This is a genomic window from Nocardioides sp., from assembly GCF_024509035.1.
In the GTDB taxonomy this organism is placed as follows: Bacteria; Actinomycetota; Actinomycetes; order Propionibacteriales; family Nocardioidaceae; genus Nocardioides.
Map to the genome: position 1 here is coordinate 1 of NZ_JANINT010000218.1, position 26146 is coordinate 26146.

Annotated in this window: 25 protein-coding genes; 11 read left to right on the forward strand and 14 right to left on the reverse strand. The window is 72.2% G+C overall.

Annotation, left to right across the window (positions count from 1 at the left end; genetic code table 11):
* Positions 1-88: 88 nt before the first annotated feature.
* The gene (locus tag Q0L15_RS15505) at positions 89-1444 is read left to right on the forward strand and encodes a TrpB-like pyridoxal phosphate-dependent enzyme (protein ID WP_296605353.1); all 1356 of its coding nucleotides are present in this window, start codon (positions 89-91) and stop codon (positions 1442-1444) included.
* A gap of 238 nt (positions 1445-1682) precedes the next feature.
* Here Q0L15_RS15505 and Q0L15_RS15510 read toward each other — a convergent pair whose 3' ends face one another.
* Complete coding sequence (locus Q0L15_RS15510) at positions 1683-4403, reverse strand: hypothetical protein (RefSeq protein ID WP_296605354.1); 2721 nt, start codon at positions 4401-4403, stop codon at positions 1683-1685.
* Between the two features lie 140 nt (positions 4404-4543).
* Here Q0L15_RS15510 and serA point away from each other — a divergent pair, with 140 nt between their 5' ends.
* From serA to Q0L15_RS15525, 3 genes are read left to right on the forward strand one after another with little or no spacing between them, the layout of a single operon-like run.
* Complete coding sequence (gene serA, locus Q0L15_RS15515) at positions 4544-5746, forward strand: phosphoglycerate dehydrogenase (protein WP_296605355.1); 1203 nt, start codon at positions 4544-4546, stop codon at positions 5744-5746.
* Between the two features lie 36 nt (positions 5747-5782).
* Entirely contained in the window at positions 5783-6652 is an 870-nt protein-coding gene (locus Q0L15_RS15520) for an oxygenase MpaB family protein (RefSeq protein ID WP_296605356.1), read from the forward strand.
* 57 nt (positions 6653-6709) lie between these two features.
* Positions 6710-8014 carry a collagen binding domain-containing protein gene (locus Q0L15_RS15525; RefSeq protein ID WP_296605357.1) on the forward strand — a complete coding sequence of 435 codons (1305 nt, stop codon included), beginning with the start codon at positions 6710-6712 and terminating at the stop codon, positions 8012-8014.
* Here Q0L15_RS15525 and Q0L15_RS15530 read toward each other — a convergent pair.
* Positions 8011-8385, reverse strand: a complete 375-nt coding sequence (locus tag Q0L15_RS15530) for a nuclear transport factor 2 family protein (protein WP_296605358.1) — start codon at positions 8383-8385, stop codon at positions 8011-8013. The two genes, Q0L15_RS15525 and Q0L15_RS15530, sit on opposite strands and share 4 nt — an antisense overlap.
* Before the next feature lie 79 nt (positions 8386-8464).
* On the opposite strand from Q0L15_RS15530, the gene Q0L15_RS15535 reads away from it, so the two are divergent.
* The gene (locus Q0L15_RS15535; RefSeq protein ID WP_296605359.1) at positions 8465-9064 is read left to right on the forward strand and encodes a hypothetical protein; all 600 of its coding nucleotides are present in this window, start codon (positions 8465-8467) and stop codon (positions 9062-9064) included.
* 47 nt (positions 9065-9111) lie between these two features.
* Here Q0L15_RS15535 and Q0L15_RS15540 read toward each other — a convergent pair whose 3' ends face one another.
* Both Q0L15_RS15540 and Q0L15_RS15545 read right to left on the reverse strand, forming a co-directional pair.
* Positions 9112-9375, reverse strand: a complete 264-nt coding sequence (locus Q0L15_RS15540; RefSeq protein WP_296605360.1) for a DUF4031 domain-containing protein — start codon at positions 9373-9375, stop codon at positions 9112-9114.
* Positions 9372-10133, reverse strand: a complete 762-nt coding sequence (locus Q0L15_RS15545; protein WP_296605361.1) for a copper homeostasis protein CutC — start codon at positions 10131-10133, stop codon at positions 9372-9374. Before Q0L15_RS15545 ends, Q0L15_RS15540 begins: the two co-directional genes overlap by 4 nt.
* 74 nt (positions 10134-10207) lie before the next feature.
* Between Q0L15_RS15545 and Q0L15_RS15550 the strand changes: the two genes are divergently transcribed.
* Positions 10208-10552: a hypothetical protein gene (locus Q0L15_RS15550; protein WP_296605362.1), complete on the forward strand. Its 345-nt coding sequence runs from the start codon at positions 10208-10210 to the stop codon at positions 10550-10552.
* A gap of 8 nt (positions 10553-10560) precedes the next feature.
* Here Q0L15_RS15550 and Q0L15_RS15555 read toward each other — a convergent pair whose 3' ends face one another.
* Positions 10561-11280: a GntR family transcriptional regulator gene (locus tag Q0L15_RS15555; protein WP_366939582.1), complete on the reverse strand. Its 720-nt coding sequence runs from the start codon at positions 11278-11280 to the stop codon at positions 10561-10563.
* Positions 11281-11467: 187 nt separating this feature from the next.
* On the opposite strand from Q0L15_RS15555, the gene Q0L15_RS15560 reads away from it, so the two are divergent.
* From Q0L15_RS15560 to Q0L15_RS15575, 4 genes are all read left to right on the forward strand, one after another.
* A complete protein-coding gene (locus tag Q0L15_RS15560) occupies positions 11468-12241 on the forward strand; it encodes an ABC transporter ATP-binding protein (RefSeq protein ID WP_296605364.1) in 774 nt (257 codons plus the stop codon).
* Positions 12242-12251: 10 nt separating this feature from the next.
* Positions 12252-14792, forward strand: coding sequence for an FtsX-like permease family protein (locus tag Q0L15_RS15565; protein WP_296605365.1), 2541 nt, complete (start codon positions 12252-12254; stop codon positions 14790-14792).
* Positions 14793-14832: 40 nt separating this feature from the next.
* Complete coding sequence (locus Q0L15_RS15570; protein ID WP_296605366.1) at positions 14833-15447, forward strand: alpha-ketoglutarate-dependent dioxygenase AlkB; 615 nt, start codon at positions 14833-14835, stop codon at positions 15445-15447.
* 72 nt (positions 15448-15519) lie between these two features.
* The gene (locus Q0L15_RS15575) at positions 15520-16155 is read left to right on the forward strand and encodes a class I SAM-dependent methyltransferase (protein WP_296605367.1); all 636 of its coding nucleotides are present in this window, start codon (positions 15520-15522) and stop codon (positions 16153-16155) included.
* A gap of 52 nt (positions 16156-16207) precedes the next feature.
* Here Q0L15_RS15575 and Q0L15_RS15580 read toward each other — a convergent pair whose 3' ends face one another.
* From Q0L15_RS15580 to Q0L15_RS15595, 4 genes are all read right to left on the reverse strand, one after another.
* Positions 16208-16438 (reverse strand): CDGSH iron-sulfur domain-containing protein, encoded by a 231-nt coding sequence (locus tag Q0L15_RS15580; protein ID WP_296605368.1) that lies wholly within the window; start codon positions 16436-16438, stop codon positions 16208-16210.
* Positions 16435-17403: an iron-containing redox enzyme family protein gene (locus Q0L15_RS15585; RefSeq protein ID WP_296605369.1), complete on the reverse strand. Its 969-nt coding sequence runs from the start codon at positions 17401-17403 to the stop codon at positions 16435-16437. The genes Q0L15_RS15580 and Q0L15_RS15585 overlap by 4 nt, the downstream gene beginning before the upstream one ends.
* Positions 17404-17536: 133 nt before the next feature.
* A complete protein-coding gene (locus Q0L15_RS15590; RefSeq protein WP_296605370.1) occupies positions 17537-18100 on the reverse strand; it encodes a LemA family protein in 564 nt (187 codons plus the stop codon).
* Between the two features lie 49 nt (positions 18101-18149).
* Positions 18150-19898, reverse strand: a complete 1749-nt coding sequence (locus tag Q0L15_RS15595; protein WP_296605371.1) for a DUF2207 domain-containing protein — start codon at positions 19896-19898, stop codon at positions 18150-18152.
* An 82-nt stretch (positions 19899-19980) separates the two neighbouring features.
* Between Q0L15_RS15595 and Q0L15_RS15600 the strand changes: the two genes are divergently transcribed.
* Positions 19981-21285 (forward strand): MFS transporter, encoded by a 1305-nt coding sequence (locus tag Q0L15_RS15600; RefSeq protein WP_296605372.1) that lies wholly within the window; start codon positions 19981-19983, stop codon positions 21283-21285.
* Between the two features lie 3 nt (positions 21286-21288).
* On the opposite strand, the gene Q0L15_RS15605 is transcribed toward Q0L15_RS15600, so the two are convergent.
* Genes Q0L15_RS15605 through Q0L15_RS15625 form a run of 5 tightly spaced genes read right to left on the reverse strand, consistent with a single transcriptional unit; the run spans position 21289 to position 26018 of the window.
* Positions 21289-21495 (reverse strand): hypothetical protein, encoded by a 207-nt coding sequence (locus Q0L15_RS15605; RefSeq protein ID WP_296605373.1) that lies wholly within the window; start codon positions 21493-21495, stop codon positions 21289-21291.
* 51 nt (positions 21496-21546) lie between these two features.
* Positions 21547-22275, reverse strand: coding sequence for an SRPBCC family protein (locus Q0L15_RS15610; protein ID WP_296605374.1), 729 nt, complete (start codon positions 22273-22275; stop codon positions 21547-21549).
* A gap of 4 nt (positions 22276-22279) precedes the next feature.
* Complete coding sequence (locus Q0L15_RS15615) at positions 22280-23134, reverse strand: xanthine dehydrogenase family protein subunit M (protein ID WP_296605375.1); 855 nt, start codon at positions 23132-23134, stop codon at positions 22280-22282.
* Positions 23131-25545 carry a xanthine dehydrogenase family protein molybdopterin-binding subunit gene (locus Q0L15_RS15620; protein WP_296605376.1) on the reverse strand — a complete coding sequence of 805 codons (2415 nt, stop codon included), beginning with the start codon at positions 25543-25545 and terminating at the stop codon, positions 23131-23133. The genes Q0L15_RS15615 and Q0L15_RS15620 overlap by 4 nt, the downstream gene beginning before the upstream one ends.
* A complete protein-coding gene (locus Q0L15_RS15625) occupies positions 25542-26018 on the reverse strand; it encodes a (2Fe-2S)-binding protein (RefSeq protein ID WP_296605377.1) in 477 nt (158 codons plus the stop codon). The genes Q0L15_RS15620 and Q0L15_RS15625 overlap by 4 nt, the downstream gene beginning before the upstream one ends.
* Positions 26019-26146 lie beyond the last annotated feature (128 nt).

The following is a 26146-nucleotide window of genomic DNA, read 5'->3' on the forward strand; positions in this document are numbered from 1 at the left end:
GGGCGCCAGATCGCACCCGTCCGTGGCCCGCGTCTCGGCCGCTGGCAGACCCCGGCGCCCGGGGTGCGGCATCGCTACGCTGCGCCTCATGAGCGCCGACCAGGTCATGTTCACGCTGGACGAGTCCGAGCAGGTCACCCACTGGTACAACGTCGTGGCGGACCTGCCGACCCCGCCGCCCCCGCCGCTCCACCCCGGCACCCACGAGCCGGTGGGCCCCGACGACCTGGCCGCGCTGTTCCCGATCGAGCTGATCCTGCAGGAGGTCAGCACCGAGCGGTACGTCGAGATCCCCGAGCCGGTGCGCGAGGTCTACCGCCAGTACCGCCCGAGCCCGCTCTACCGCGCGCGGCGCTGGGAGCAGAAGCTCGGCACGTCGGCGCGCATCTACTTCAAGTACGAAGGGGTCTCGCCCGCGGGCTCGCACAAGACCAACACCTCGGTCCCGCAGGTCTACTACAACTCCCTGCACGGCGTACGCCGGTTGACGACCGAGACCGGCGCCGGCCAGTGGGGCACCGCGCTCGCCTACGCCTGCTCGCTGTTCGGGCTCGAGTGCGAGGTGTGGCAGGTCGGGGCGTCGTACGACTCCAAGCCCCAGCGCCGCACGCTGATCGAGGTCTTCGGCGGCTCGGTGCACCGCTCGCCGAGCCGGCTCACCGAGTCGGGCAAGGCGTTCCCCGAGGGACACCCCGGCTCGCTCGGCATCGCGATCTCCGAGGCCGTCGAGGTCGCCGCACAGGACGAGACGACGAAGTACGCGCTCGGCTCGGTGCTCAACCACGTGCTGCTGCACCAGACCGTGATCGGCGAGGAGGCACTGCGCCAGCTCACCAAGGCCGGCGAGCCCGGCGCCGACGTCGTGATCGGCTGCGCCGGCGGCGGCTCCAACTTCGCGGGCCTGGCGTTCCCGTTCCTGCGCGAGAAGCTCGCCGGCGCCCAGAGCCCGCGGATCCTCGCCGTCGAGCCGACCTCGTGCCCGACGCTGACCCGCGGTGAGTACCGCTACGACTTCGGCGACACCGCCGGGCTCACGCCGTTGATGAAGATGTACACGCTGGGCCACGACTTCGTGCCCTCGCCGATCCACGCCGGCGGGCTGCGCTACCACGGCATGGCGCCGCTGGTCTCGCACGCGGTCCACGAGGGGCTCATCGAGGCGACCGCGCTGCACCAGAACGAGTGCTTCGAGGCCGGCCTGGAGTTCGCGCGCACCCAGGGCATCGTGGCGGCGCCGGAGTCGTCGCACGCGCTGGCGCAGGCCCGTCGTGAGGCGCTGGCAGCGGCGGAGTCCGGCGCGGAGCCGGTGATCGTCGTCGGCCTGTCCGGGCACGGCCTGCTCGAGCTCGGCGCCTACGAGGCCTTCCTCGCCGGCCGCCTCGAGGACGACCCGCTGTCCGACGCCGACCTCAGCGCGGCGCTGGCGGGCATCCCGCAGATCTGAGCTGGGTGGGTCGGTGTCCTCCTGGGGGACGCCGACCTGTGGTCACCCCCGGACGTCATACGTTCCTGTGGCTCGGACGCACGCTTCGTATGACGTCCCGGATCGGCCGGGCGGACGTCATCCGAGGTGGCTGCTCAGGCGACCAGGTCGTATGACGTCCCCGGGGCGACCAGACCTCGCCCGACCCACCGACGAGGGGCAGGAGACCGGAGGCCTCGCCGCCCGAGACAGCGAGCACTCAGTCTGAGGGTGCGACGTACACCGTCCGCGTGTAGGCCTTCTTGCCCACCTTGAGGCGCAGCGTGATCGACTCGCGGTCCTCGGCGACGGTGTCGCGGCGGATCGGGATGGCGATCTCCAGCGTCCGCACACCGGCGCGCATCCGCTCGAAGAGCATCGGCCGGAACGTCCACAGCGCCTTGTCGAGGTCGGCGTCGGGGCCGAGGTGCTGCGCGACCCACGTCTCACCGACGTCGCCGACGCTCACCGTGGGCGCCGGGCCGCGCACGACGCGGCCACTGACGAACTGCTCGTAGTCGACGCCCTTGTCCATCGTGATCTGCCACCGCGCCGACTCGCCCTCGTGGACGGTCCGCGAGACCGGCTTCACGACGGTGCGCGGCGTCGGGTCGTCGTCGAGGACGACCAGGCGGCCGAGGTAGCCGTCGGTCATCACGTTGCGCGCGGCCCACGTCGTGACCATCGTCGTGGCCTTGTCCTGGTCGTCCGCGCGGTCCGGGGTGTAGCTGATCGGGATCTCGCCCCGCGTCTGGCCGGGCGCGAGGTCGAGCGTGAAGCGCTGCGTGCTGCCGCGCTCCTGCCCGGCGGTCATCACGATCAGGCGTCCGGACCGGGTGAGGTCGCCCGTGACGCGGAACGGCAGGTACGCCGTCACCGGTCGGCGCCGGTTGCCCTCGGGGATGCGCAGGGTGCCGACGTCGATCGTCGGCATCCGCAGCTCGGGCACCGGCGCGAGCTCGGTCGGAGCCGCCGCGAGGTCCGCGACCCAGACCCGGCCCCGCGCGCTCGTGCTCACCAGGTCCACACGGACGATCCGGGCGAGGTCGACGCCGGTCGCACCGGCGGGGTCGGCGACGAGGGTCTGCGCCCAGTACTTCTGGGTGTCCATCCCACCGGTGATCGGCGGCAGGGCGCCGTACGCCGGGTCGAGGACCGCGGAGCCGCCGTCGGCGTCGGTGATGCGCACCCGCAGGTCGGCGGGACCGGTGGCGGGGTCGACGATCGTGCGCAGCTCGAGGCGCCCGCTGCTGAGGTCGAGCGGGTCGTCGAGCAGCAGCCCGCCGGACTGTCCGGCGGCCGTCCACGCCATCTCGAAGAACGTGCGCGTGGGCACGTGCTCGTACTCCTCGGGCCAGTGCGGGCGGACGCCGCCGTACTCGATCCCGTTGGTGCACGACGCCACCCGCGTCGAGCTCACGCCCTGGCACAGGCGGGTACGTGCTCCGTCGGGCAGCGAGCGCTCCGCGCCGAGACCGGGCGCCCGCTCGTCGCGGCCGCCACCGATGGCGTGGCTGAGGACCTGGGCGTCGCCGGTCGACGCGACCCGCACCCGCGAGCCGTCGAAGAGCGGCAGCATCGCCTGGTCGCCGCCGGCGAACAGGTGCACCGCGCCGGCGACGTACGCCGTTCCGACCGTCTGCTGCTCGCGCGGGTTGAGCCGGTCGGGATCGCGCTTGCCGCACGCGCCCTTGGGGTCGCCGCCCCAGTCGTCCCAGGCCGGGGCCTGGGCGAGGCCGGGCGTCCACTCGGTGTTGAAGTAGTTGTGGTTGGCGCCCATCACGAGCACCGAGCTCTTCAGGGAGGTGTCGCCGGTCGTGAGGTCGCGGGCGGTGTCGGTGAACTTCTGGCCCTGGAGGTCGCTGACGTCACCGTCGCAGAAGGGCAGCAGCGTCACCGTCGGGACGTACGGCGCCGTCTGCGAGCCGAAGTCGGTCGGGGCGATGAGCACCTGGCCGACGATCCGGTAGGGCGCGCTCAGCGGGATCTGGATCGAGGCGCGGTCGACGCCCTCGCCGCCGCGGCTGTGACCGACGAGCACCACCCGGTCGAGGTCGACCTGGTGGGCAGCGGCGATGTCGGCCCAGTGCTCGAGGTGTCGCTCGACGATCTCGGCCCGCGCGTCCGCGCCGCCGTCGGGCAGCCGGTAGTCCTGGGCGTTGATGCCGTTGACGCGCACCGAGACCGTCGCGTAGCCCTGGGAGGCGAGCACCTGCTGGATGTAGTCGTAGCCGAGCTGGCTCGGGATCTCCTTCAGCGGGGCCTGGCAGGGCCAGTCGCCGTAGGCGTCGGGGTCCTTCGGGTCGTAGCAGACGCTGTGGCGACCGTGCAGGAACAGCACCAGCGGCCGCGGTCCGGTGGCGGCGTCGGCGGCGGGCTCGACGACGTGGCCGACCATCTCGATCGGCACCGGCATCCCGGGCAGCTTCACCGGGTCGAGCTCGTAGTCGCTGGTGGTCACCGCGAAGTCGCCGCGGGTGGCGGGGTCGGTCGGCAGCGTGATCGTGCCAGGCAGGTCGAGGGCCTTGCTCGCAGCCGGTGTCGTGGTCGACCGGTAGCGGTCGTCGCCGCGCGTGTCGAGGCGGTCGCCGGAGAGCAGGACGTCGTACGTCGCCGGGTCGGGCCGTCGCTCGGCGGTGACGACCGCGCGCACCGTGCGTCCGTCGGCGTCCAGCTCGGGGGTGCCCACCTGGGCGTCGGCCGGGCCGATGATCGTCGGCCGGTCGGAGGTCATCGGGAAGCGCGTGGGCGAGCGCCACGCGACGACGTACCGGCCCTGCCCGAGGTCCTGCACGGTCCAGGTGCCGACATCGGTCGCGCCGACGCGCTCACCGACCCCCGCGGGGGTCGCTCCGGGCGAGGCGGACACCGCCCCGGTGGTCAGGGTGGTGGCGGCGAGTGCCGCCAGAGCTGCAACGGCGATCCGCCGGCGTGGTCCCATGCTCGGCAACTATGCCGTTGACGGGGCGCCACCGTGGTCGAATCGGCACCGGCTACCCCATCTGTGACCTGACGGACAGCGCCGTCCACGGATCGGCGCCGTTTCGGTCGCGGGGTGCCGCAGACCTAGGCTGGTCGATCGTGAAGGTGCTGCTGCTCGAGAACATCCACCCGGCCGCCGTCGAGATCCTCGAAGGACACGGCTTCGACGTCGAGCTGCGGTCGGGCGCCCTCTCCGAGGACGAGCTGGTCGCGACCCTGCCCGGCGTCTCGCTACTGGGCATCCGCTCCAACACCCACCTCACCGAGCGCGTCTTCGAGGCGGCGACCGACCTGCTCGCGGTCGGCTGCTTCTGCATCGGCACCAACCAGGTCGACCTCGGCGCGGCCAGCAAGCGCGGCGTGGCGGTCTTCAACGCGCCGTACTCCAACACGCGCAGCGTCGTGGAGCTGGTCATCGGCGAGATCATCGCCCTCGGCCGCCGGCTGACCGAGAAGACCCAGCGCATGCACGAGGGCATCTGGGACAAGTCGGCACAAGGCAGCCACGAGGTGCGCGGGCGGACCCTGGGCATCGTCGGCTACGGCAACATCGGCACCCAGCTGGGCAACGTCGCCGAGGCGTTCGGCATGCGGGTGATCTTCTACGACACCGCCGACCGGCTCGCGCACGGCAACGCCCAGCGGATGCGCAGCCTCGACGAGCTGCTCGCCGAGGCCGACGTCGTCAGCCTCCACGTCGACGGACGGCCCGGCAACGCGGGCATGTTCGGCGCCGAGGAGCTCGCGAAGATGAAGCCGCGCAGCCTGTTCATCAACGCCTCGCGCGGCATGGTCGTCGACGACGTCGCCCTGCGCGAGCACATCCTCTCCGGCCACATCGCGGGCGCCGCCATCGACGTGTTCCCCGTCGAGCCCAAGGCCCAGGGCGAGACCTTCGAGTCGGTGCTGCGCGGCCTCGACAACGTCATCCTCACCCCGCACGTCGGCGGCTCCACGCAGGAGGCGCAGGAGGAGATCGGCCACTTCGTGTCGGCCAAGCTCGCGGCGTTCGCGCGCCAGGGCCGCACCGAGCTCTCGGTCAACCTGCCGACGGTGCAGGCCCCCGAGCTCGAGGCCGGCCACCGCATCGGCTTCCTGCACGACAACGTGCCCGGCGTCCTGGCCAGCGTCAACGACCTGCTCGCCGACGCCAACGCCAACGTCACCGGGCAGTACCTCTCCACCCGCGGCCAGCAGGGTTACGTCATCACCGACACCTTCGACCCGCTGCCGCAGGACGCGCTCGCCAAGCTCGCCGAGGCCGACCACAGCATCTGGCTGCGCACCTGGGACGCTTCGTGACCTGAGCTGCCCTGGTCCGCCCCGTACGCTCGGTGCATGGCGGGGATCCGGGAGCGGCTGGGCGAGCAGCTCTTCCTGCGCGTCGCGGGTCCTGACGGGGCCAAGCACGCGGCGCGGATCCACGGACGCCCGGGGCCGCGGTGGTTCGACCCGGACAGCCCGATCGCGCGGGTGCACGGCGACGCGTCGATGTTCGTCGGCGGCATCCGCGCGCTGCTGCTGCAGACCCTCCACCCCGCTGCGATGCGCGGGGTCGCCGAGCACTCCGGCTACCGCGGCGACATGTGGGGCAGGCTCGCGCGCACGAGCCGCTTCATCGCGGTGACGACGTTCGGCCACGCCGACGACGCCCAGCGCGCGGTCGACGCGGTGCGCGCGATCCACGACCGGGTCGTCGGCACCCTGGCCGACGGGACGCCGTACGCCGCCTCCGACCCGCACCTGCTCGGCTGGGTGCACGTCGCCGAGATCGACAGCTTCCTGCGGGCCCACGACGTCTACGGCAAGGATCCGCTGGTCGGCGCCGACCGCGACCGCTACGTGGCGCAGACCGCCGAGGTCGCTCGGCGCCTCGGCGTCCTCGACCCGCCGACGACCGAGGCCGAGCTGGCCGCGACGCTGGCGTCCTACCGACCCGAGCTGCGCGCCACCCCCGAGGCCCGCGAGGCCGTGGCCTACGTCCTGCTCAAGCCCCCGCTGCCGCTGGCCGCGCGGGCACCGTACGGCGTCCTGGTGGCCGCGGCGATCGCACTCATGCCGCGGTGGAGTCGCCGTCCGTTGCGGCTGCCGTGGCTGCCGGTCTCCGAGCGCACCGTCGTGCGCGCGCTCGGCACGCTCGCGACGGGCACGATCCGGTGGGCGATGACGCCCGGGCGCGAGCAGCGGACCAGCCGCCGCGCATCTTGAGCAAACGCTGATCTCGGCTTGAGCGGCCCTGAAGGCGCCGCTCCTACGATGGTCGTCATGCGCTCCCCCGCTCGCCCCCGTCGCGCCGCCCTGCTGGCGGTCGTGGTCTCGCTGCTCGCCGCCCTGCTCGCGACCGCTCCGGGACCCGCCGCTCAGGCAGCCGACGACAAGGGCCTGGCGAACGGGGCCATCAAGTTCCCCCAGCGCGACCAGCCGGCGTTGAAGATGCTCTGGTTCGACAAGAACTGGAGCTACCTGGGTCAGCGCTCCCTCGGCAAGGCCGACGGCTACTCGCTCTGGCTCTCGCCGGGCACGTACCACCTCCAGTTCGTCGACCAGCGGCCGGCGTACGACGTCACGAAGTACGCACCGACCGACATCCAGGTCACCGTCCGCGCCAACGACATCACCACCAAGACCGTGACGATGTGGAAGGGCGCCGCGATCACCGGCACCGCCAAGGCCGGCGGCAAGCCGCTCGGCGGGGCCCGGCTGGTGGCGGCGAACAAGACCGAGCAGTCGTTCGCCACGACCGCGAACAGCAAGGGCCAGTTCGCGATCGGCGGGCTCCCGCAGGGCCAGTACTCCGTCTTCACCTACGACAAGCGCAAGCAGTGGGTCGGGAAGAGCATCTGGGCCGGGTCGGTGAAGCCAGGTCAGGGCAAGAACGTCGACATCGCGCTCACCACCAAGGCCGGCAGCATGACGGTCTACCTCTTCACCCCCGCCGGGCGGCTGCGCAACACCACCCCCGTGACGGTGATGAGCAAGCAGACCGGCCAGTGGTGGACGGGCACGGCCCGCAACGGCACCGCGGTCTTCAAGGGCCTCTACCCCGGCGCCTACACGATGAAGTTCGACGGCGCCGGCGTCTGGTTCGCCAGGACCGGCTCGGTCCTGCGCGCCTCGGTCAAGCCCGGCCAGATGGCGTTCGGCAAGTTCGACATCACCCAGCGGGGCGGCTGGATCACCGGCAACCTCGTCGACGCCGGCGCCCCGGACGTCGTGCTCGACCCGGCCTACGACGGCGCGAAGGGCGCTCTGCTCCGGCTGTTCAACAAGGCCGGCGACGAGATCGCCTCGACCTACAGCGGAGCCGACGGGTACTTCGTCATCAACGGCCAGCTCGCGACCCAGAGCGGCCTGACCATCGTCGTGCAGCCGGGGCCCAACAGCGGCGGCTACATGCGCGGCGAGGGCTACTGCCACTTCGACTCCCGGGAGTTCGCGGACGTCGAGCTCACCACGGGCGAGGAGACGTACGTCGGCGACCTGGCCATCCCGCGGACGGCCGACCAGAAGGACCCTGCCTGCGCCTCCGAGTCGCCCGCTGCGCGAGGCGGACGAGGCGCTCGCCGCTAGCCGACCGTCATGTCCTCCTCGCCCCAGTAGGCGCGCATGCTCGTGATGGTCCCGTCGTCGGCGAACCGCATGACGTCCACGGGGGCGAGCGTGTAGGTGACGCCGTCGGCGATGGTGGCGACCTCGAAGTGGAACGCCGCCTCGCTGCCGGCGATCCGCAGCGCCAGCAGGCGGGTCTGCTGCTCGAGGCCCTCGAGCGTCGCGTACAGCTCCCGGATGGCCGCATGTCCCACCCGCGGCTCGGACCCGACCGGGTCCTCGACGACCGCGTCCTCGGCGTACAGCGCGACGATCTCGTCGGCGGTGCCCGACCCGACCAGCTCGATGTAGCGGTCGACGACCTGGCGGATCTGCTCCCTGCTCGCGGCCATCGGCCCTCCATATCTAGAACATGTTCTCGTTACGGGGACACGGTAGCGGCTCGTCGCCGCCACCGTCTTCAATGGGCGGGTGGACCTCCTGCTCGCCTGGCCGCTGCCGGGATCCCGCGAGCTGGGCGCCCAGCTCCTCGCGGCGTACGACCACCCCGGCCGGCACTACCACGACACCCGACACCTGATGGAGGTCCTCGACCGGGTGCACGAGCTGTCCGCGCAGGACGTGGCCTTCGACCGGATGGCGGTCGTGCTGGCCGCGTGGTTCCACGACGCGGTCTACGACGGACGGCCCGAGGCCGAGCGGCGCTCGGCGGCCTGGGCGGCCGAGGCGCTGCCGACGCTGGTCGAGCCCGAGGTCGTCGACGAGGTCGTGCGGCTCGTGCTGCTCACCGAGACCCACCGGCCGGCCGCGGGCGACGACAACGGGGGCGCGCTGTGCGACGCCGACCTCGCGATCCTGGCGGCGCCCCAGGAGCGCTACGGCGAGTATGCCGCGGCCGTGCGCGAGGAGTACGCCGACGTCGACGACGAGCTGTTCGCCGAGGGCCGGGCGGCAGTGCTGCGCGACCTCATGGCCAAGCCCCACCTGTTCCACACCGCCTACGCCCGCGACGCGTGGGAGGAGACCGCGCGCACCAACGTCACCCGCGAGCTCGCCGGCCTGGCGCGATAGTCCCTGACGTACGAGGGGTCGTTCGCGGCGTGTCGACCCCTCGAAGGTCAGGGACCGCCGTGCTTGCGCCGCCGCAGGCCGGCACCGATCAGCCGTCGCACGAGCTCGCGGGAGGATACCGGCGTCGCGCCGGCAGCGACCACGTCGGCGTAGCGCTCGGCCGGCACGTCGTAGTGGTCACGGTCGAACCCGCGCGGGGGGATGCCGAGGGTCGCGGCGAACGCGTGCAGCTCGTCGTAGGAGACGTCGCTGGCCAGGTGCGACCACAGCCGGCCGTACCCCGCCGCGTTGGGCGGGTCGATGAGGATCATCCGGCAGTGCGGTCGGATCGGTCGGCGCGGCCGCGCTCGCGACGTTCCTGCTGGTCCACGGCGTCGTCGAGCAGCAGCCGCCAGGAGCGCACATGACCCGCGTCGACGTAGGCCTTGTAGGACCCGCCCGGTCGCGCTTGCGGCCCCAGGTGGAACTGCCGGACGCCGGCCCGCACGAACCACGGCACGTGCTCGGCGACCAGCCCGCCGGCGGGGACCAGCAGCCGAGCGATCGTCGGGTCGGAGGAGGCCAGCGCCAGCAGCTCGTCGTAGCCCGCGTCCAGGCCACGCGGCGAGCCTGCCGACCGCACGCCGACCAGGCCGGGCAACTCGAGCAGGTAGCGCCACGACCGGCGCAGGTCCAAGGTGTCGTCGACAGCGCGCCCGAACGTCCACGGGACGTCGGGCAGGGTGCCCGCGAGGTGCGCGCACACCGCCCGATCCACCTCGAGGTCGCTGTCGAGGAAGCCGAACGAGACCCCCGCGGCCCCACACCCCAGGTAGTCGACCGCCAGCCCGACGAGGCGGCTCAGCTCGCCGCCCGTCGTCGTCCACGTCTCATTGAGCCGCAGCAGCACGAACACGGGCAGGTCGCTCTCGCGGACCACCGCCGACACCAGCGCAGGCTCGGGCGAGCTGCCCGCCGACCCGCCGGCCGGATCGCGGGAGACCAGGTGGAGCCGGTCGGCGCCGCCCTCGGCCGCGCCGGCGACGTCACGGGGATCGACCACCGTGACCTCGAGGAGCGCCTCGCTCATGCGGGCATCGTAGGCCGGTCCGCAGGGCCGATCGGGGAGCCGCGCGCTACCGGCGACGGGGCATGATGGAGGGCATGGACAACGCCCTGCTGTTCGACGCGCGTGCCCGCGTGCTCGCCGACCTGCAGGCCCGCAACCACGCCACCGCAGCGGCGGTCTCGGCCCTCGAGGACGCGGTGGCCCAGCGCAAGTGGTGGGCGGAGCAGTGGCCCGAGGGCGAGCAGTACGTCGCCGGGCTGGTCGCCCAGGACGTCCAGGACGCCCTGTTCGAGAGTGTCGGGCGCTGGCCGGTCTGCCGCGACTGCGGCGACGGCACCCCCGTGCACGCGCTCTACATCCAGCCCGACCTCGGCGGCCCCGACCCGGTGTGGGTGTGCGAGGAGAGCGGCGACGTCATCGCGCCACTCGGTGGGTTATGACCCGCCAGCTATGACTCCGACCCGACCTGGATCCACATCGTGAACCGGTCGGCCCGGTAAACCGTCCGCGACACCTCGACGACCTTCTCGCCGGCGAGCGCACGACGCGAGTGACGCAGCACCGGGGTGCCCGGGGCGATCTCGAGCAGGGTGCCCTCGTCCTCGCTCGCGACGTCGGCGTTGATCGAGTCCTCGGCCCAGGTCGGGCGCAGGCCGCGCGCGTCGAGGGCGTCGTACAGGCTCGTGGGCATGCCGCTCTGCAGGAAGCCGGGGATCAGCACCTCGTTGAGGTAGGCGTCCTCGAGGCACATCGGCTGGCTGTCCGCGCGACGGAGCCGGCGCCAGTGGATCACGGCGTCGCCCTCGGTGACGTTCAGCGCCCGGGCCACACCGGGGCCGGCCTGCTCGCGGCGGGCCAGCAACGTCTGGGACTCGGCCAGCAGACCGCGCCGGGCCATCTCCTCGGTGTAGCTCGTCAATCGGCTCGCGGCCCGGCGCGGACGGGCCACGAAGGTGCCCCGCCCCGGGATCCGCTCCAGAAGGCCCTCGACCACGAGGGCGTCCATCGCTTGCCTCACCGTCATGCGGGCGACCCCGAACCGATGCACCAGCTCCCGCTCAGACGGTGCAGGTGAACCGGGTGCCGCCCCCGTGACGAGAGTGCGCACGTACTCACGCACCTGGACGTGCTTGAGCGCACGTCCCTCAGTCACCAGCAACTCGTCCACGGGAGGAACTCTAGGCAGAGTTCTACCTCCGCGTCCCCGGATCGGCAGGAACAGCGTGGACTTGAGGGATCAATCCCGAGAGATCCGTCGCAACGTCGGCCCTACTCTGCCGCAATCGCGCGCCGTACGTCGAACTCAGGGGTGTCCCCGATGGCGGGCGCGGGTGAGCTTCCGGCAGGCTGCTGCCATGACCGTCACGCCCCCTGCCGCCTCGCCCGCGGCGCGCGCCGTCGACCTGCGCAAGACCTACGGCTCCGGCGACTCCGCCGTCCACGCCCTGGCCGGGGTGAGCCTCGACCTCGAGGCCGGCCGCTTCACGGCGATCATGGGCCCCTCGGGGTCGGGGAAGTCCACGCTGATGCACTGCATGGCCGCCCTCGACACCCCGACCGAGGGCTCCGTCGAGGTGGGCGGGACCGACCTCGGGCGGCTGAAGGACAAGGAGCTGACGGCGCTGCGCAGGGAACGGATCGGGTTCGTCTTCCAGGCGTTCAACCTGATCCCGACGCTCACCGCCTCGGAGAACATCCTGCTTCCGCTGAACCTCGCCGGCCGCAAGCCCGACCGGCAGTGGCTCGACACCGTCATCGACGCGGTCGGGCTGCGCGACCGGCTCGACCACCGCCCGACGGAGCTGTCCGGGGGACAGCAGCAGCGCGTGGCCTGCGCCCGGGCCCTGGCCAGCCAGCCCTCGATCGTCTTCGCCGACGAGCCCACCGGCAACCTCGACAGCACGTCGGGGGCCGAGGTGCTCTCCTTCCTGCGGCGCAGCGTGGACGACTTCGGCCAGACGGTCGTGATGGTGACGCACGACGCCGTCGCCGCGTCGTACTGCGACCGGGTGGTGTTCCTCGCCGACGGACTGGTGGTCGACGAGATCCAGGACCCGCAGCGCGAGCAGATCCTCGAGCACATGACCCGCCTGCAGGAGCTGGCGGCGGCGCGCAGCACCCGGGCCTGAGGGGCGCGTCGTGCTCAAGCTGACCCTGCGCAACCTGGTCGCCCGCAAGGTGCGGCTCGTGATGAGCGGCCTGGCGATCGTGCTGGGCGTGGCGTTCCTGTCGGGCGTCCTCGTCTTCAGCAACGGCTTGTCGTCCACGTTCGACAGCATCATCTACAGCTCCACCCCCGACGGCGTCGTGCGGGCCGAGCAGACGGCATCGTTCGACGCCGGCGGGGCCACGACGTCGCAGACGATCTCGCCCGAGGTGGTCGACCGGCTGGCGGCACTCCCCGAGGTCGCGCGCGCCGACGGCGACGTGGTCGGCGTCGGCATGAGCCTGCTCGCGTCCGACGGCACGCTCATCGGCGGCACCGGCGCACCGACGCTCGCCTTCAACCACACCGACACCCCGAACATGGCCGGCGAGCCGCCCATGCTGCTGACCAGCGGCCGCTGGCCGACCGCCCCCGACGAGGTCGTCCTCGACGACGCGGCCGCCGACAACGGGGACTACGCGCTCGGCGACGAGGTGAAGCTGCTCGCACCGTTCGGCAAGTCCCAGCGAACGGCCACCCTGGTCGGCACCGCGGAGTTCAACGGCGGCGGCACCGCCGGCGCGACCTTGCTCGTGTTCAGCACGCAGGGCGCACAGGACCTGTTCCTGGACGGCGCCGACGCGTTCCACCAGATCTCGCTCACCGCAGCCGACGGCGTCTCCCAGGAGCAGCTCGCGGAGGCCGCCGCCACCGTGGCCCCCTCCGGATTCGAGGCGGTGACCGGCGACCAGGTGGCGGAGGAGTCGCAGGACGCGGTCGGCCAGTTCCTCGACGTGATCTCCACGTTCCTGCTGGTGTTCGCGATCATCGCGGTCATCGTCGGCGGCTTCATCATCGTCAACACGTTCACGATCCTGGTCGCGCAGCGCAGCCGCGAGCTCGCGCTGCTGCGCGCGCTCGGCGCTTCGCGGCGCCAGGTCACGCAGTCCGTGCTGCTCGAGGCCGTGGTCATGTCGGCCGTGGCAGCCACCATCGGCATCGGGCTCGGCTGGCTGCTGGCCCGCGGGCTGGCCGCGCTGTTCCGGGCGGTCGGGCTCGACATCGCGGGCGACACGCTGACGCTCGACGCGCCGGCGGTGGTCATCAGCTATGCCGTCGGCATCGGCGTGACCCTGGTCGCCGCGTTCCTGCCGGCCCGGCGTGCCGGCAAGGTGGCGCCGGTGGCCGCGATGCGGGCCGACGCGGCCCCGGAGCGCCACTCGCTGCGCCGCCGCACGATCATCGGGGGCGCGGTCATGGCCCTCGGCGCCCTCATCGCGGCGGTCGGCGTCCTCGGCGGCCCTGGCCCCGACGCGCTCTGGGTCGGCATCGCCGCGGCGATCTGGATCCTGACCGCGGCCGGCATCAGCTCGGTCATCGGCCGTCCCGTGCTGGTGCTGTGCCGAGGCCTGTTCGGCCGGCTGTTCGGCACCACCGGCCGACTGGCGGGCGAGAACGCGCTGCGCGACCCCCGGCGTACCGGCGCGACCGCGTCGGCGCTGATGATCGGGCTGGCCCTGGTCTCCTGCATCGGCGTCCTCGCAGCCTCTCTCAACACATCGGTCGACGACGTCGTGGACGAGCAGTTCACCGCCGACTTCCTGGTGCAGAGCAGCAACTTCCTGCCGTTCAGCACGGTCGTCGGCGACGACCTCGAGAAGGTCGACGGCGTGGCCACGGTGAGCCGGCAGCAGTGGACCGCCGCGCAGGTGGACGACTCCACGGTCTTCGTGACCGGCAACGACGCCGGGTTCGACGACATCTACGACCTCGACGTCACCGACGGACGCCAGCAGCTGCAGGGCAAGGAGGCGCTGGTCACCACGGGCTTCGCCGACGACCACGGGCTCGAGGTCGGCGCGCCGCTGAAGCTGACGTTCCTCGCCGGGAAGGCCCTCGACCTCGAGGTCGCCGGGATCATCGAGGGCAGTGAGACCACCGGCGACGTGAGCATCCCGCTCGACCTCCTCGCCGACGGCGGGGTGCCGCGCCAGGACACGAGCCTCAGCATCCTCCTCGAGCCCGGCGCCGACGCAGTCGCGGTCGGCAAGGCGCTGGACGACGCGGTGGCGCCGACACCGGTCGTGGCCGTCTATGACAAGCAGGAGTTCGCCGACTCGATCCGCGACCAGGTCAACCAGCTGCTGTACATGATCTACGGCCTGCTCGCGCTGGCGATCGTGATCGCCGTGATCGGCATCGTGAACACGCTCGGCCTCTCCGTCATCGAGCGCACCCGGGAGATCGGCCTGCTCCGCGCGATCGGCATGAGCCGGGCGCGTCTGCGGCGGATGATCACGCTGGAGTCGGTCGCGATCGCGGTCCTCGGCGCGCTGCTCGGCATGGCGCTCGGCCTGGTGATCGGCGTGCTGCTGCGGCAGTCGCTGAAGGACAACCTGACCAGCCTCGGGCTGCCCCTGGGGCAGCTGGTCGTGTTCCTCGTGATCGCCGTCGTCGTCGGTGTCCTCGCCGCGATCGTGCCGGCCGTCCGGGCCTCGCGGCTCAACGTCCTGGACGCGATCGCCACTGAATAGGTCTCGAACATCTGTTCGACTCGGGCGTATGCTCGGGTCCATGGACTTCCAGGGAACGCTGTTCGAGGCGCCCGAGGCGCAGGCTCCCGCCTTCGACGGGCTGACCCGGCGGGTCCTGACCCGCGGCGCCTGGGTCGACGTGAGCCGGGCGTGGCTGCCCGAGGCCGACGACGTCTTCGCGACGCTGGTGCGCGCAGTGCCGTGGCGGGCCGAGCGCCGCCAGATGTACGACCGCGAGGTCGACGTACCCCGCCTGCTGCACACCTACGGCGTCGGCGACCTGCTCCCCCACCCCGCGCTGGCCCGGGCCCGGGGTGCGCTGTCGGCGCACTACCGTCCCGAGCTGGGCGAGCCGTTCGTGACCGCGGGGTGCTGCTACTACCGCGACGGCCGCGACAGCGTCGCCTGGCACGGCGACACCATCGGGCGCGGCAGGACCCAGGACACGATGGTCGCGATCGTCTCGCTCGGCGACCCGCGCCGGCTGATGCTGCGCCCGCGGCTGGGTGGCGCCTCGATCTCGATCGAGATGGGCCACGGCGACCTGGTCGTGATGGGCGGCTCCTGCCAGCGCACCTGGGAGCACGCCGTCCCCAAGGTCGCCCACGCCGGTCCGCGCATCTCGGTGCAGTTCCGCCCCCGCAATGTCTTCTGAGCGGGTGAACCGGCCCGACGGGGTCGTGGCGCGGCAGGCGTGACGACTGCCGCGCGCGGGTACCACCCGCGCATGACCACGATCAGCCACGCCCCGGAGACGGTGGGCTTCGGTCCGCTCCGGATCACCTTCGACGGCCGGGTGCTGCGTCCCCGGCCGTGGACCGCGGCCCAGTCGGAGTGGGCGGCCGAGATCCTCGCGGACGCTCCCGCCGGGCCGGTGCTCGAGCTGTGCGCGGGTGCGGGCCAGATCGGATTGCTGGCGATCGCCCCATCGACCCACCGGCTCGTCTGCGTCGACCTCAACCCGGTGGCGTGCGACTACGCCCGCGACAACGCGGCGGCGGCCGGCCTGGCCGACCGGGTCGAGGTGCGCGAGGGGTCGATGGACGAGGTGCTGCGCGACAGCGAGCGGTTCGCCCTGGTCATCGCCGACCCGCCGTGGGTGCGGCGGGCGGAGATCACGACGTTCCCGGAGGACCCGGTGCTCGCCATCGACGGCGGTCCGGACGGCATGGACGTCGCCTGGCTGTGCGTCGAGACCGCCCGCGGTCACCTGATGCGCGGGGGCGCCGTGCTGCTCCAGCTCGGCAGCGTCGAGCAGGTCGACCTGCTCCGCGACCGGTTGCGCGAGGAGGACGACGAGCTCGAGATCAGCGAGGTGCGCTGGGGCGAGCGCGGCGTGCTGGTCCGGCTCGACCGATCCTGAGCCGGCACCGGTCCTGCCTCGGCGGGTCCGCCCGGCGGGTCCGCCCGTCGGGCTACGCCGGCCGGAGCCTGTCGGGCAGCACCTTGTGGGTGCCGTCGCACCACGGGAACGACGCCGACTTGTCGCACCGGCAGACCGCGGTGACCGGGCGGGTGGTCTCGTGCTCGACACCGTCGGCGTCCATGATCGTGTGCTTGCCCCGCAGCAGCATCGGCCCTCCAGGACACAGAACCATGTCGGGGTGATCGAAGCGGGTGCTCGCACCATCCGGCGGGGTGTTCATGCGACCTCCTCCTGGCGCTCCTCGCCGAGACCCCAGCGCTCGAGCATCGCCTGGGCGAACCGGTCCTCCAGGTCCAGGCACGTGAACGCCCCGAACCAGACGTCCTCGGCCAGCTCGGGCTCGTCGGCGAGCAGGCCGCCGCAGATCGTGCGCACGGCGAGCTGCTCGTGGACCGCGTCGGCCTCGAGGTGCTCGGTGTAGTACTCGACCATCTCGGCGGGGAACCCGAGTCGCTCGAGCCCCTGCGCCATCCGCCGCGAGGGCAGCGAGCTGGTCGCCTCGAAGGCCGCCAGGTGGCCGAGCGCGGCGCCGCGCAGGCGGCGGTGCAGACCGAAGAGCGACATCGCGTTGTTCTGCTCGAGCACCTCGAGCGGAGCCTCGTCGATGTGGGCGCCGTACGACGCCTCGAGCCCGCTGGCCTCCATGCCCCGCGCGTAGAGGTGGTGGTGGAGGCGGTTGGGGTCGCCGTTGCCGTACTCGTCGAACTGCAGCTCCATCAGCGCGGCCTTCGCGGCCACGCCGAGCCGAGGCACGACCCAGGCCACTGGGTCGGACTCCTTGAGGTGGTAGATCGAGCGCACCCGGAGCAGCTCTATCACCTGCTCGCGGTCCGCGTAACGGTGCACGTGGCCGGCCACCGAGGCGCCGTCCTGCTCGTCGACCCAGTCGAGGAGGTCGTCGACCACCGAGAGCCCCTGCGGTGCGGTGAACCGCTCGCGCAACCGCAGCTCGAGGTCGCGCTCGAGCACCGAGCGCAGCCGCAGCAGCTGCGGGTCCCACTCGAGCGCGTCGGGCACGTCGTCGAAGCCGAGGTAGTGCAGCTCGTAGAGCACCCAGAGCGCCAGGGCGGCGTCCTCCCCGTCGGACGAGCCGACGGCGAGGACGGAGTAGAAGTCGTCGGACACCGACCGGAGCGCGCTGAAGAGCGCCTCGGTCAGCGGCCCGCGCGGCTGTGGGATCTGCATGGCCGGCCAGTACCCCCGCCGAAATCGCCCCATGCTCCACCCGAAGGGTGATCTGGACACGGTCTGCGATCGGCGCCCTGCCTCGGCCGCGGCGATCTCGACGAGCTCGATCACCGAGCCGGGTCGTGACTCCTCAGAACGTGACCTGCGGCGCCTGCTCCTGGCCGTCGGGGGCGTCGTAGAACTCGCGCTTGTGCACGCCGGCGACACCGGTGAAGAACATCCACGGGATGGTCTGGGTCAGCTTGTTGAGCGTCGCGACGGCGTCGTTGTAGTACTGCCGGGCGAAGGAGATCTGGTTCTCGGTCTCGGCCAGCTGCGCCTGCAGCTCGAGGAAGTTCTGGTTGGCCTTGAGGTCGGGGTAGTTCTCCGCGACGGCGTTGAGGTTGACCAGGGCCTGCTGCATGCGGGCGTCGGCGACCGCCTTCTCGGGCACGTTGTCACCCTTCGCCGCGCGCTGGACCCCGGCACGGGCCGCGGTGACCTCCTCGAAGACGCCCTTCTCGTGTGCGGCGTACCCCTTCACGGTCTCGACCAGGTTCGGGATCAGGTCGGCGCGGCGGGTGAGCTGGACGTCGATGCCGCCGAGCGCCTCCTGCGCGCCGATGTCGGTCGTGCGCAGCTTGTTGAAGCCGATGACGCCGAAGGCCACCAGGGCGACGAGCACCACGACGATGACGATGATGGCGATGAGCATGTGAACTCCTCAGAGAGTTGCGAGACGTGCAGTGGTCAGGGGATCTGGATCACCAGGAGCCGCCGCCCCCGCCGCCGCCTCCACCGCCGCCGGAGAACCCGCCGCCCCCGGAGGACGACGACTTCTGGGTGGCCTCGTAGGAGGAGATCGCGGAGCTGACGGTGGACTGGAAGTCGTCGACCATCGAGGAGACGGCCGATCCGGCGTAGGCGCCGGCGTAGCCCGGGCCGAAGTACGACGGGACCGGCGGCTCGGTGCCCATCTCGGTGCGGTACTTGCCGGCCCACTCCTCCGCGCAGCCGAACGCGACCGCCCAGGGGACGTAGGCCGTGTAGAGGTCCTGGCGTCCGGAGAAGTCGAAGCGGTCCTGCGCCGACGGGGTGGACAGGATCCGGCGGAAGCCGCCCGCGCGGGACCACAGGTCGCGGCCCGTCCTGGTCCGGCGGGTGCCGGCCCCTCGGGCCGCGAGCGGCGCACCGAGGACCGCGAACAGCCCGGGGACCAGACCGATGACGGTCATGTCGAACGGGTTGGCGATCCCGATGCCGAGGACCGCCAGGAAGCAGGCGCCGATCACCACGCCGCCGAAACCGCCCAGCCCGCTGCCCACCATCAGCCCCGAGCCCGAGGCCCAGTCGCGGGTGCTCTCCTCGAAGGAGTCGATCTCGCTCTTGAGCCGCTGGCCGGCGGCCACGTCCTTCGGCGTCGCGGTGAACGACGTTCCGGGACCGCCGAGCAGGTGCGCGACGCCCGAGGTGACCGGGTCGAGGCCGGCCCAGCCGGCGGCGCCCTGCTTGTCGGTGATCGTCCACGCCTCGCCGTCGCGGGCCAGGTCGATCGCGCCCTTCTCGGCGGCGTACATCAGCGTGGCGACGTACTGCTCGTCGTCGACGCTCTCGGTGACCAGGTACGCCGCCTGGGCGGGCCCGATCCCCTCCGGCGGTGCGTACATCAGCGGGAACTGCGGGTCGGTCTCGCGCGCGCGGCGGGCCAGGACGAACCCGAACGCCCCGGCGGCGCCTGCGAGCACGACCACCACGACGAGGAGGACGACGTGGGTGCCGAGCACCGGGTCGAACCGGGCCGTCCAGGGCAGCGTCGTGCCGGCCGGCGGGGTGTCCATGTCGAGGCCGACCTTCACGGTGACCGGGGTGTTCGCCGCCAGCGGGCCGGTTCGCACCCGCAGGGTCCGCGTGCCGTCGCCGTCGGCCGTGCAGCCGCCGGACGCGCCGGCACCCACGGCGCACCGCACGCCCTCGGCGTCGACCGGCAGGTCGACGGTCAGGTCGGCCTTCGCGATGCTCTGGCGCCACCCCGCGGGGACGAGGTTCCAGTACAGCTGGGTCTTCGTGCCGTCGGTGCCCTCCTCGAGGATCCCGTCGATGCGGTAGCTGATCTCGTAGACGTGCTCGCCGGGCTCGACGTACGAGCCGGGGTCGCCGATCTTGGCGTCGACGATGCGGCCCGACTCCTCCGAGAGCACCTCGAACGGCACCGCGCCGCCGTCCATCGTGACGTCGATGTCGTGCGGCACCCGTCGTGCGTGGGGCGCGCTCCGGTCGGCCTTGTCGAAGAACCGGAAGATGCCGTGCCGGTCGCTGACCGGGAAGTCCACGGTGATCGTCTCGGTCGCCGCGAGGTCGCCGTCGTCGTCGATCGTGAAGTGCGCGACGTACGACGTGATCGTGGTCGGCTCGGGGTCCTCGTCCGCGAGCGTGACGTCCCACAGCAGCGCGGGGAGGAGCAGCACGAAGACCACCACGGCCAGGCCGAGGACCGTGGCGATCAGACGCTTCATGGGCGGAGCCTAGGGGTCGGAGCCGCGCGGCGTCGGAAAACCGCGCGCCCGGCGTCGGTGGGCGCTGGGAGACTTCTCGGCGATGAGCACGACGACCGGCCCCGCGTCCCCGACCCGCCCCACCCTGATGTCGTTCTGGCACGACCTCCCGCGCGAGGGCAAGCTGCTGCTCTCGGTCGTGGTGTTCGAGTTCATCGGCACCGGGCTGGTGCTGCCCTTCCACGTGGTCTACCTGCACGAGGTGCGCGGGTTCGCGCTCAGCGACGTCGGGCTGCTGCTCGGGCTTCCACCGCTCGTGGGGCTGTTCGTCGTCGGCCCCGGTGGCTCGGCCACCGACCGGCTCGGCGCGCGCCGCATCCTCATGGGCGCCCTGGCGCTGCAGGTCGTCTCCAACACGCTGCTGGCGTTCTCCTCGGCCGAGTGGCTCGCGGCATCCGCCCTGCTGCTCTCCGGCGTCGCGTTCGGCGTGTCGTGGCCGGGGTTCCAGACATTGATCGCGACCGTCGTCCCGACCCAGCTGCGCCAGCGCTACTTCGGGGTCAACTTCACCCTGCTCAACCTCGGCATCGGGATCGGCGGCATCGTCGGCGGCGTGCTCGTCGACGTCGACCGGCTCGTCACGTTCCAGGCGATCTACCTCGGTGACGCGGCCAGCTACTTCCCGGCCCTGCTCTTGATGCTGGTGCCGCTGCGACACGTCGCCGGCCGCCCGGTCCACGAGGGCGGGGTGGCGCCGACGCCGCTGAGCTACCGCGAGGTCGCGCGCCGGCCCGCGGTCGCGTCGCTGATGGTGCTGAGCTTCGTGTCGTCGTACGTCGGCTACTCCCAGCTCAACGCGGGAATGCCGGCCTACGCCCGGGCGGTCGGGGAGGTGTCGACCGAGGGACTCGGGCTGGCGTTCGCGGCCAACACCCTCGTGATCGTCGTCCTGCAGCTCATCGTGCTCCAGCGCATCGAGGGCCGGCGACGAACCCGGATCATCGCGGTGATGTCGGTGGTGTGGGCGTTCTCGTGGGTGCTGCTCGGCGCCACGGGCCTGGTGTCCGGCACCTGGGGCGCGACGCTGCTGATCGCGGGCTGCGCGTCGGTGTTCGCGTTCGGCGAGACGTTGCTGCAGCCGACGATCCCGGCGCTGGTCAACGAGCTCGCGCCCGACCACCTCCGCGGGCGTTACAACGCCCTGAGCTCGGGCTCCTTCCAGCTCGCCGCCGTGATCGCGCCGCCGATCGCCGGCCTGCTGGTCGGGCACGGCCTGGGCAGCGTCTACATCGGCTCGCTGGTCGTCGGCTGCCTGCTGTGCGGCGTGCTCGCCGTCGCACGGCTCGAGCCGCAGCTGACCCCGGAGGTCAACGGCCTGCGGCAGCCCGAGCTGGTCCCGGCCTCCTAGGGCTCAGCTCTCGCCCTGGGTGTCGTCGGGCACGGTCGCCGGGCCGGCGTCCTGGTCGTCGGTCGGCGAGTCCTGCGCCGCCGCGCCGCTGGGTTGCGACGCCGGGCCGGCGTCCTGGTCCTCGTACTGCTCGTCGGGCTGGTCGCTGGGCTGGTCGTCGGGCTGGTCGTCGGGCTGGTCGTCGGGCTGGGCTTCAGGTGTCTGGGTCATGCGCCCCGGTGCCCACGCACCGGCGCGGCACACCTGCGCACCGCCCGCGGCTCAGCCGCGCCGCGCCAGCAGCCTCCGGAGCACGAGCAGCACCACCACGACGCCCAGCGCCTGGCGCCAGTAGGTGCGGGCGAGCACCGGCAGCACCGTCGCCCCGAGGTCCAGCGAGTCGTCCGCCGGAGCCGACGCCGCATGCTTCGGGCCCGGCGCCGGTTGGTCACGCACCTGACGTATCTGCTCCTCCCCGGGCGGTTCGGGGACAGATGCGTCTGGTGCGTCGGAGACCACGGGGGCGGGCTCGGGCTCCGGGGCCGCCGCCTCGGGCTCGCCCATCCGCTGCTCGAGGCAGTCGATGAACTGGCCGAGCAGCTTGTCGGAGACGTCCTGCATCACGCCGCGACCGAACTGCGCCGGCTTGCCGGTGATCGCGAGGTCGGTGACCACCTCGACGTCGGTGCTGGCGGCACCGGTCTCCCCACCTGAGGGAGCCATGGTCAGGGTGACGGTCGCGCCCGCCGTACCGTTGCCGCGCTTGTCCTTGCCCTTGGCCTCGACCACGAAGCGGTGCGCGGCCTCGTCCTTCTCGACGAAGGTGCCCGAGCCGTTGTAGACGAGCGCGATCGGGCCGAGCTTGACCTTGACCGAGCCGTGGAAGGACTCGCCCTCGACCGAGGTGACCGCGGCTCCGGGGAAGCACTCGGCGACCGAGGCGATGTCGTTGAAGTGCGCCCAGGCCTCCTCGACGCCGGTGGGGACGGTGAACCGGTGGGTCAGGTCCACGGGCTCACGCACCTGCCGCGGCGAGCACGGCCCGCCGCGTGATCACGGTGGCCAGGTGGCGCCGATAGTCGGCATCGCCGTTGAGGTCCGAGGGCGGGTTGGTGCCCTCGGCAGCGCGCTCGGCAGCGGCGCGTACGGCGTCCTCGGTCGCGGGCTGACCCACGAGCGCCTCCTCGACCCCGCGGGCCCGCAGCGGCGTGGAGCCCATGTTGGTCAGCCCGACCCGCGCCTCGGCGATCGTGCCGCCCTCGACCCGCACGGTCGCGGCGACCGCCACGATCGGCCACTGGTGAGCGACCCGCACGAACTTCTCGTAGTGCGAGCCCCAGCCGGTGTGCTTGGGGACGCGCACCTCGGTGAGGATCTCGTCCTCGCCGATCGCGGTCTCGAAGAGGTCGACGAAGAAGTCGTCGGCCGCGACCCGGCGGGTGCCCCCGGGACCCTGGATGACGAACTCGGCGCCCAGCGCCAACGCCGGCGCCCCGAGATCGCCGGCGGGGTCGGCGTGCGCGAGCGCTCCACCGAAGGTCCCGCGGTGCCGGATCTGCGCATCCGCGAGGTGCTCGACCGCCTTGGTGATCAGGCCCGCGTGCTCGCCGACCAACGGGTCGGACCCGACCACGGCGTGCGGCGTCATCGCGCCGATGACGATCGCGTCACCGTCGTCGCGGACGCCGCGCAGCGACTCGATGCGACCGAGGTCGATGATCATCTCGGGCGCGTTGAGCCGCATCCGGAGCACCGGCAGCAGGCTCTGACCGCCGGCGATGATCTTGGCGTCGTCGCCGTGTTCGCTCAGCGCGGCGAGCGCGTCCTCGACCGAGGTCGGCGCGAGGTAGTCGAACTGGGCGGGGATCATGCTCCGGCTCCTTCCGTGCTGCTGGTGCCCGGTTGCTCCTGGTTGCCCATCTCGCCGCCGGACTCGAAGTGAGGCATCGCCGCGCCCTCGGTCGACCCGCCCGAGCCGGCGCTGTTGATCGCCCGCCACACCCGCTCGGGCGTGCACGGCATCTGGATGTCGTTGACGCCGAGGTGGCGTACGGCGTCCACGACCGCGTTGACGACCGCGGGGGTCGAGGCGATCGTGCCGGCCTCGCCCACGCCCTTGGTGCCCAGCGTGTTGGTCGTCGCCGGCGAGGTGGTGTGGTCGATCTCGAAGCTGATCGTGTCGGCCGCGGTCGGCAGCAGGTAGTCCACGAACGACCCGGAGACCAGCGTCCCGGAGTCGTCGTACACCGCCTCCTCCCACAGCGCCTGCGCGATGCCCTGCACCAGGCCGCCGTGCACCTGCCCGCTGACGATCAGCGGGTTGATGATGTTGCCGTGCGGGAAGTTGAAGGCCTCGGGGTCGAACGTCGCGTCCGCGTCGATCGAGGCCTCCACGCCGTCGGGGAGGTTGTGCGCGGCGAACGTCGCGAGCGCCACCTCGCCGATCGCCATCCCCTGGTCGGTGCCGCGCACCGAGAACCGGCCGCCGGAGAACTCCAGGTCGTCGACCGAGGCCTCGAGGAGGTGGGCCGCGATCGGCTTGGCCTTCTCGATGACCTTGTCCGCCGCGCGGACCAGAGCCTCGCCGCCGACGACCAGCGACCGCGACCCGTAGGTGTCCAGTCCCTTGGGCGCCACCTGGGTGTCGCCGTGCAGGACCTCGACGTCCTCGAACGCCACCCCGAGCCGGTCCGCGACGATCTGGCTGAACGCGGTCTCGTGTCCCTGGCCGTGCGCCGAGGCTCCGGTGACGACCTCGACCTTGCCGGTGGCCAGCATCCGCACGCTCGCGTGCTCCCAGCCGCCGGCGCCGTAGTCGAGCGACCCGAGCACCCGCGAGGGCGCCAGCCCGCACATCTCGGTGAAGGTCGAGACGCCGATGCCGAGCTGCACCGGGTCGCCGGACTCACGACGGCGTCGCTGCTCGGCCCGCAGCTCGTCGTACCCCAGCATCTCCTTGGCCCGCGCGGTCGCCGCCTCGTAGTTGCCGGAGTCGTACTCGAGACCCGCGACGGTCGTGAACGGGAACTCCTCGTGCTTGATCCAGTTCTTCTCGCGGATCTCGAGCGGGTCGACGCCGACCTCGACGGCGAGCTCGTCCATGATCCGCTCGATGGCGTACGTCGCCTCGGGTCGCCCGGCGCCGCGGTAGGCGTCGGTCCAGGTCTTGTTGGTGAGGACCGTCTGCACCGCGAACCGGTAGGCCGGGAACTTGTAGATCGAGTTGAACATGAACGCGCCGAGCACCGGCACCCCGCCGCCGACCAGGGAGACGTAGGCGCCCAGGTCGGCGAGCAGGTCGACCTTGAAGCCGGTGACCGTGCCGTCCTTCTCGGCCGCGAGCGTGAGCTTCTGCCACTGGTCGCGGCCGTGGTGGCCCGACATCAGGCTCTCCGACCGGGTCTCGGTGTACTTGGCCGGCTTCCCGAGCCGGCGCGCCACCGCCCAGGTGATCCACTCCTCGGGGGTGGTCTGCAGCTTGCCGCCGAACCCGCCGCCGACGTCCGGGGCGATCACCCGGATCTTCGACTCCGGCACGCCGGTCGTGGCCGCCAGCGCGAACCGCAGGATGTGCGGGATCTGCGTGGCCGACCACATCGTCAGCTGCTCGCCGGTCGGGTCGACGACGACCGACCGTGGCTCCATGAACGCCGGGATCAGCCGCTGCTGCCGGTACTCCCGCTCGATGACGATGCCGTCAGTGCGCGCCTTGGCGATGGCGTCCTCGACGCTGCCGCCGGTGCCGGCCTCGCCGGAGTCGAAGACCCAGTACGCCGACTTGTTGGTGCCCAGGTCGGGGTGGGCGAGCACCGCGTCTGCCGCCGACTCCTTGAGGTCGAGGGCGGCCGGCAGCTCGTCGTACTCCACGTCGACGAGCTCGGCGGCGTCGCGCGCCTCGGCGGCGCTGCGCGCGACGACCACCGCGACGATCTCGCCGGCGAACGCGACCCGGTCGCTCGGCATCGGCGAGTGCGTCGGGGTGACCTGGTCGGGGGTGATCGGCCAGGCGTTGATGTTCACGCCGAGGGCCTCGCCGAGGTCGGCGCCGGTGAGCACGTCGACGACGTTGGTGGCCTGCTTGGCGGCGCTCGTGTCGATCGAGACGATCCGCGCGTGGGCGAACGGGCTGCGCACCATCGCGAGGTGCAGCATCCCCGGCAGCGTGATGTTGTCGGTCCAGCGCGTGCGGCCCGTGATCAGCCGCTGGTCCTCCTTGCGGCGCCGGTCGCGGCCGATCTCCTTCTCGACCTCGTCGGAGGGGCGCTCCTGGGTGGCGGTCATGCGTTCGCCCCCTCGGCCTGGCCGCTCGCGTGCTGCACGGCCCGCACGATGTTGTGGTAGCCCGTGCACCGGCACAGGTTGCCCTCGAGCCCGAGGCGGATCTCCTCCTCGGTGGGCTGGGGGTTGGTGTTGAGCAGGTCGATGCTCTGCATGATCATCCCGGGCGTGCAGAACCCGCACTGCAGGCCGTGGCACTCGCGGAACGCCTCCTGCACCGGGTGCAGCTGCCGGTCGGTCGCGAGGCCCTCGATCGTCGTGACCTCCGCGCCATCGGCCTGGACCGCGAGCACGTTGCACGACTTCACGCTGGTGCCGTTGAGGTGGACCGTGCAGGCGCCGCAGTTGCTGGTGTCGCAGCCGATCACGGTGCCGGTCTTGCCGAGGCGCTCGCGCAGGTACTGCACGAGCAGCATGCGGGGTTCGACGTCGTCGGAGACCCGCGCTCCGTCGACGGTGAGGCTGATCCGGGTCATGACACTCCCTGGAGGACGGTGACTGGGTGGCCGATCGGTGGCCGGTGTGGTGCGGGTCACAGTAGGGAGCGGCCGGTTGGCCAAGGGTTGGCCGAGTCGGCGCCTATCGGGAGAACGCCGACCTGTGG

What these genes read in the sequence shown, in the direction of transcription:
- Q0L15_RS15505 (WP_296605353.1), top strand. Translation starts at nt 89, where the DNA reads ATGAGCGCCGACCAGGTCATGTTCACGCTGGACGAGTCCGAGCAGGTC.
- Q0L15_RS15510 (WP_296605354.1), bottom strand. Translation starts at nt 4,403, where the DNA reads ATGGGACCACGCCGGCGGATCGCCGTTGCAGCTCTGGCGGCACTCGCC.
- Q0L15_RS15520 (WP_296605356.1), top strand. Translation starts at nt 5,783, where the DNA reads ATGGCGGGGATCCGGGAGCGGCTGGGCGAGCAGCTCTTCCTGCGCGTC.
- Q0L15_RS15525 (WP_296605357.1), top strand. Translation starts at nt 6,710, where the DNA reads ATGCGCTCCCCCGCTCGCCCCCGTCGCGCCGCCCTGCTGGCGGTCGTG.
- Q0L15_RS15530 (WP_296605358.1), bottom strand. Translation starts at nt 8,385, where the DNA reads ATGGCCGCGAGCAGGGAGCAGATCCGCCAGGTCGTCGACCGCTACATC.
- Q0L15_RS15540 (WP_296605360.1), bottom strand. Translation starts at nt 9,375, where the DNA reads ATGATCCTCATCGACCCGCCCAACGCGGCGGGGTACGGCCGGCTGTGG.
- Q0L15_RS15545 (WP_296605361.1), bottom strand. Translation starts at nt 10,133, where the DNA reads ATGAGCGAGGCGCTCCTCGAGGTCACGGTGGTCGATCCCCGTGACGTC.
- Q0L15_RS15550 (WP_296605362.1), top strand. Translation starts at nt 10,208, where the DNA reads ATGGACAACGCCCTGCTGTTCGACGCGCGTGCCCGCGTGCTCGCCGAC.
- Q0L15_RS15560 (WP_296605364.1), top strand. Translation starts at nt 11,468, where the DNA reads ATGACCGTCACGCCCCCTGCCGCCTCGCCCGCGGCGCGCGCCGTCGAC.
- Q0L15_RS15570 (WP_296605366.1), top strand. Translation starts at nt 14,833, where the DNA reads ATGGACTTCCAGGGAACGCTGTTCGAGGCGCCCGAGGCGCAGGCTCCC.
- Q0L15_RS15575 (WP_296605367.1), top strand. Translation starts at nt 15,520, where the DNA reads ATGACCACGATCAGCCACGCCCCGGAGACGGTGGGCTTCGGTCCGCTC.
- Q0L15_RS15580 (WP_296605368.1), bottom strand. Translation starts at nt 16,438, where the DNA reads ATGAACACCCCGCCGGATGGTGCGAGCACCCGCTTCGATCACCCCGAC.
- Q0L15_RS15585 (WP_296605369.1), bottom strand. Translation starts at nt 17,403, where the DNA reads ATGCAGATCCCACAGCCGCGCGGGCCGCTGACCGAGGCGCTCTTCAGC.
- Q0L15_RS15590 (WP_296605370.1), bottom strand. Translation starts at nt 18,100, where the DNA reads ATGCTCATCGCCATCATCGTCATCGTCGTGGTGCTCGTCGCCCTGGTG.
- Q0L15_RS15595 (WP_296605371.1), bottom strand. Translation starts at nt 19,898, where the DNA reads ATGAAGCGTCTGATCGCCACGGTCCTCGGCCTGGCCGTGGTGGTCTTC.
- Q0L15_RS15600 (WP_296605372.1), top strand. Translation starts at nt 19,981, where the DNA reads ATGAGCACGACGACCGGCCCCGCGTCCCCGACCCGCCCCACCCTGATG.
- Q0L15_RS15605 (WP_296605373.1), bottom strand. Translation starts at nt 21,495, where the DNA reads ATGACCCAGACACCTGAAGCCCAGCCCGACGACCAGCCCGACGACCAG.
- Q0L15_RS15615 (WP_296605375.1), bottom strand. Translation starts at nt 23,134, where the DNA reads ATGATCCCCGCCCAGTTCGACTACCTCGCGCCGACCTCGGTCGAGGAC.
- Q0L15_RS15620 (WP_296605376.1), bottom strand. Translation starts at nt 25,545, where the DNA reads ATGACCGCCACCCAGGAGCGCCCCTCCGACGAGGTCGAGAAGGAGATC.
- Q0L15_RS15625 (WP_296605377.1), bottom strand. Translation starts at nt 26,018, where the DNA reads ATGACCCGGATCAGCCTCACCGTCGACGGAGCGCGGGTCTCCGACGAC.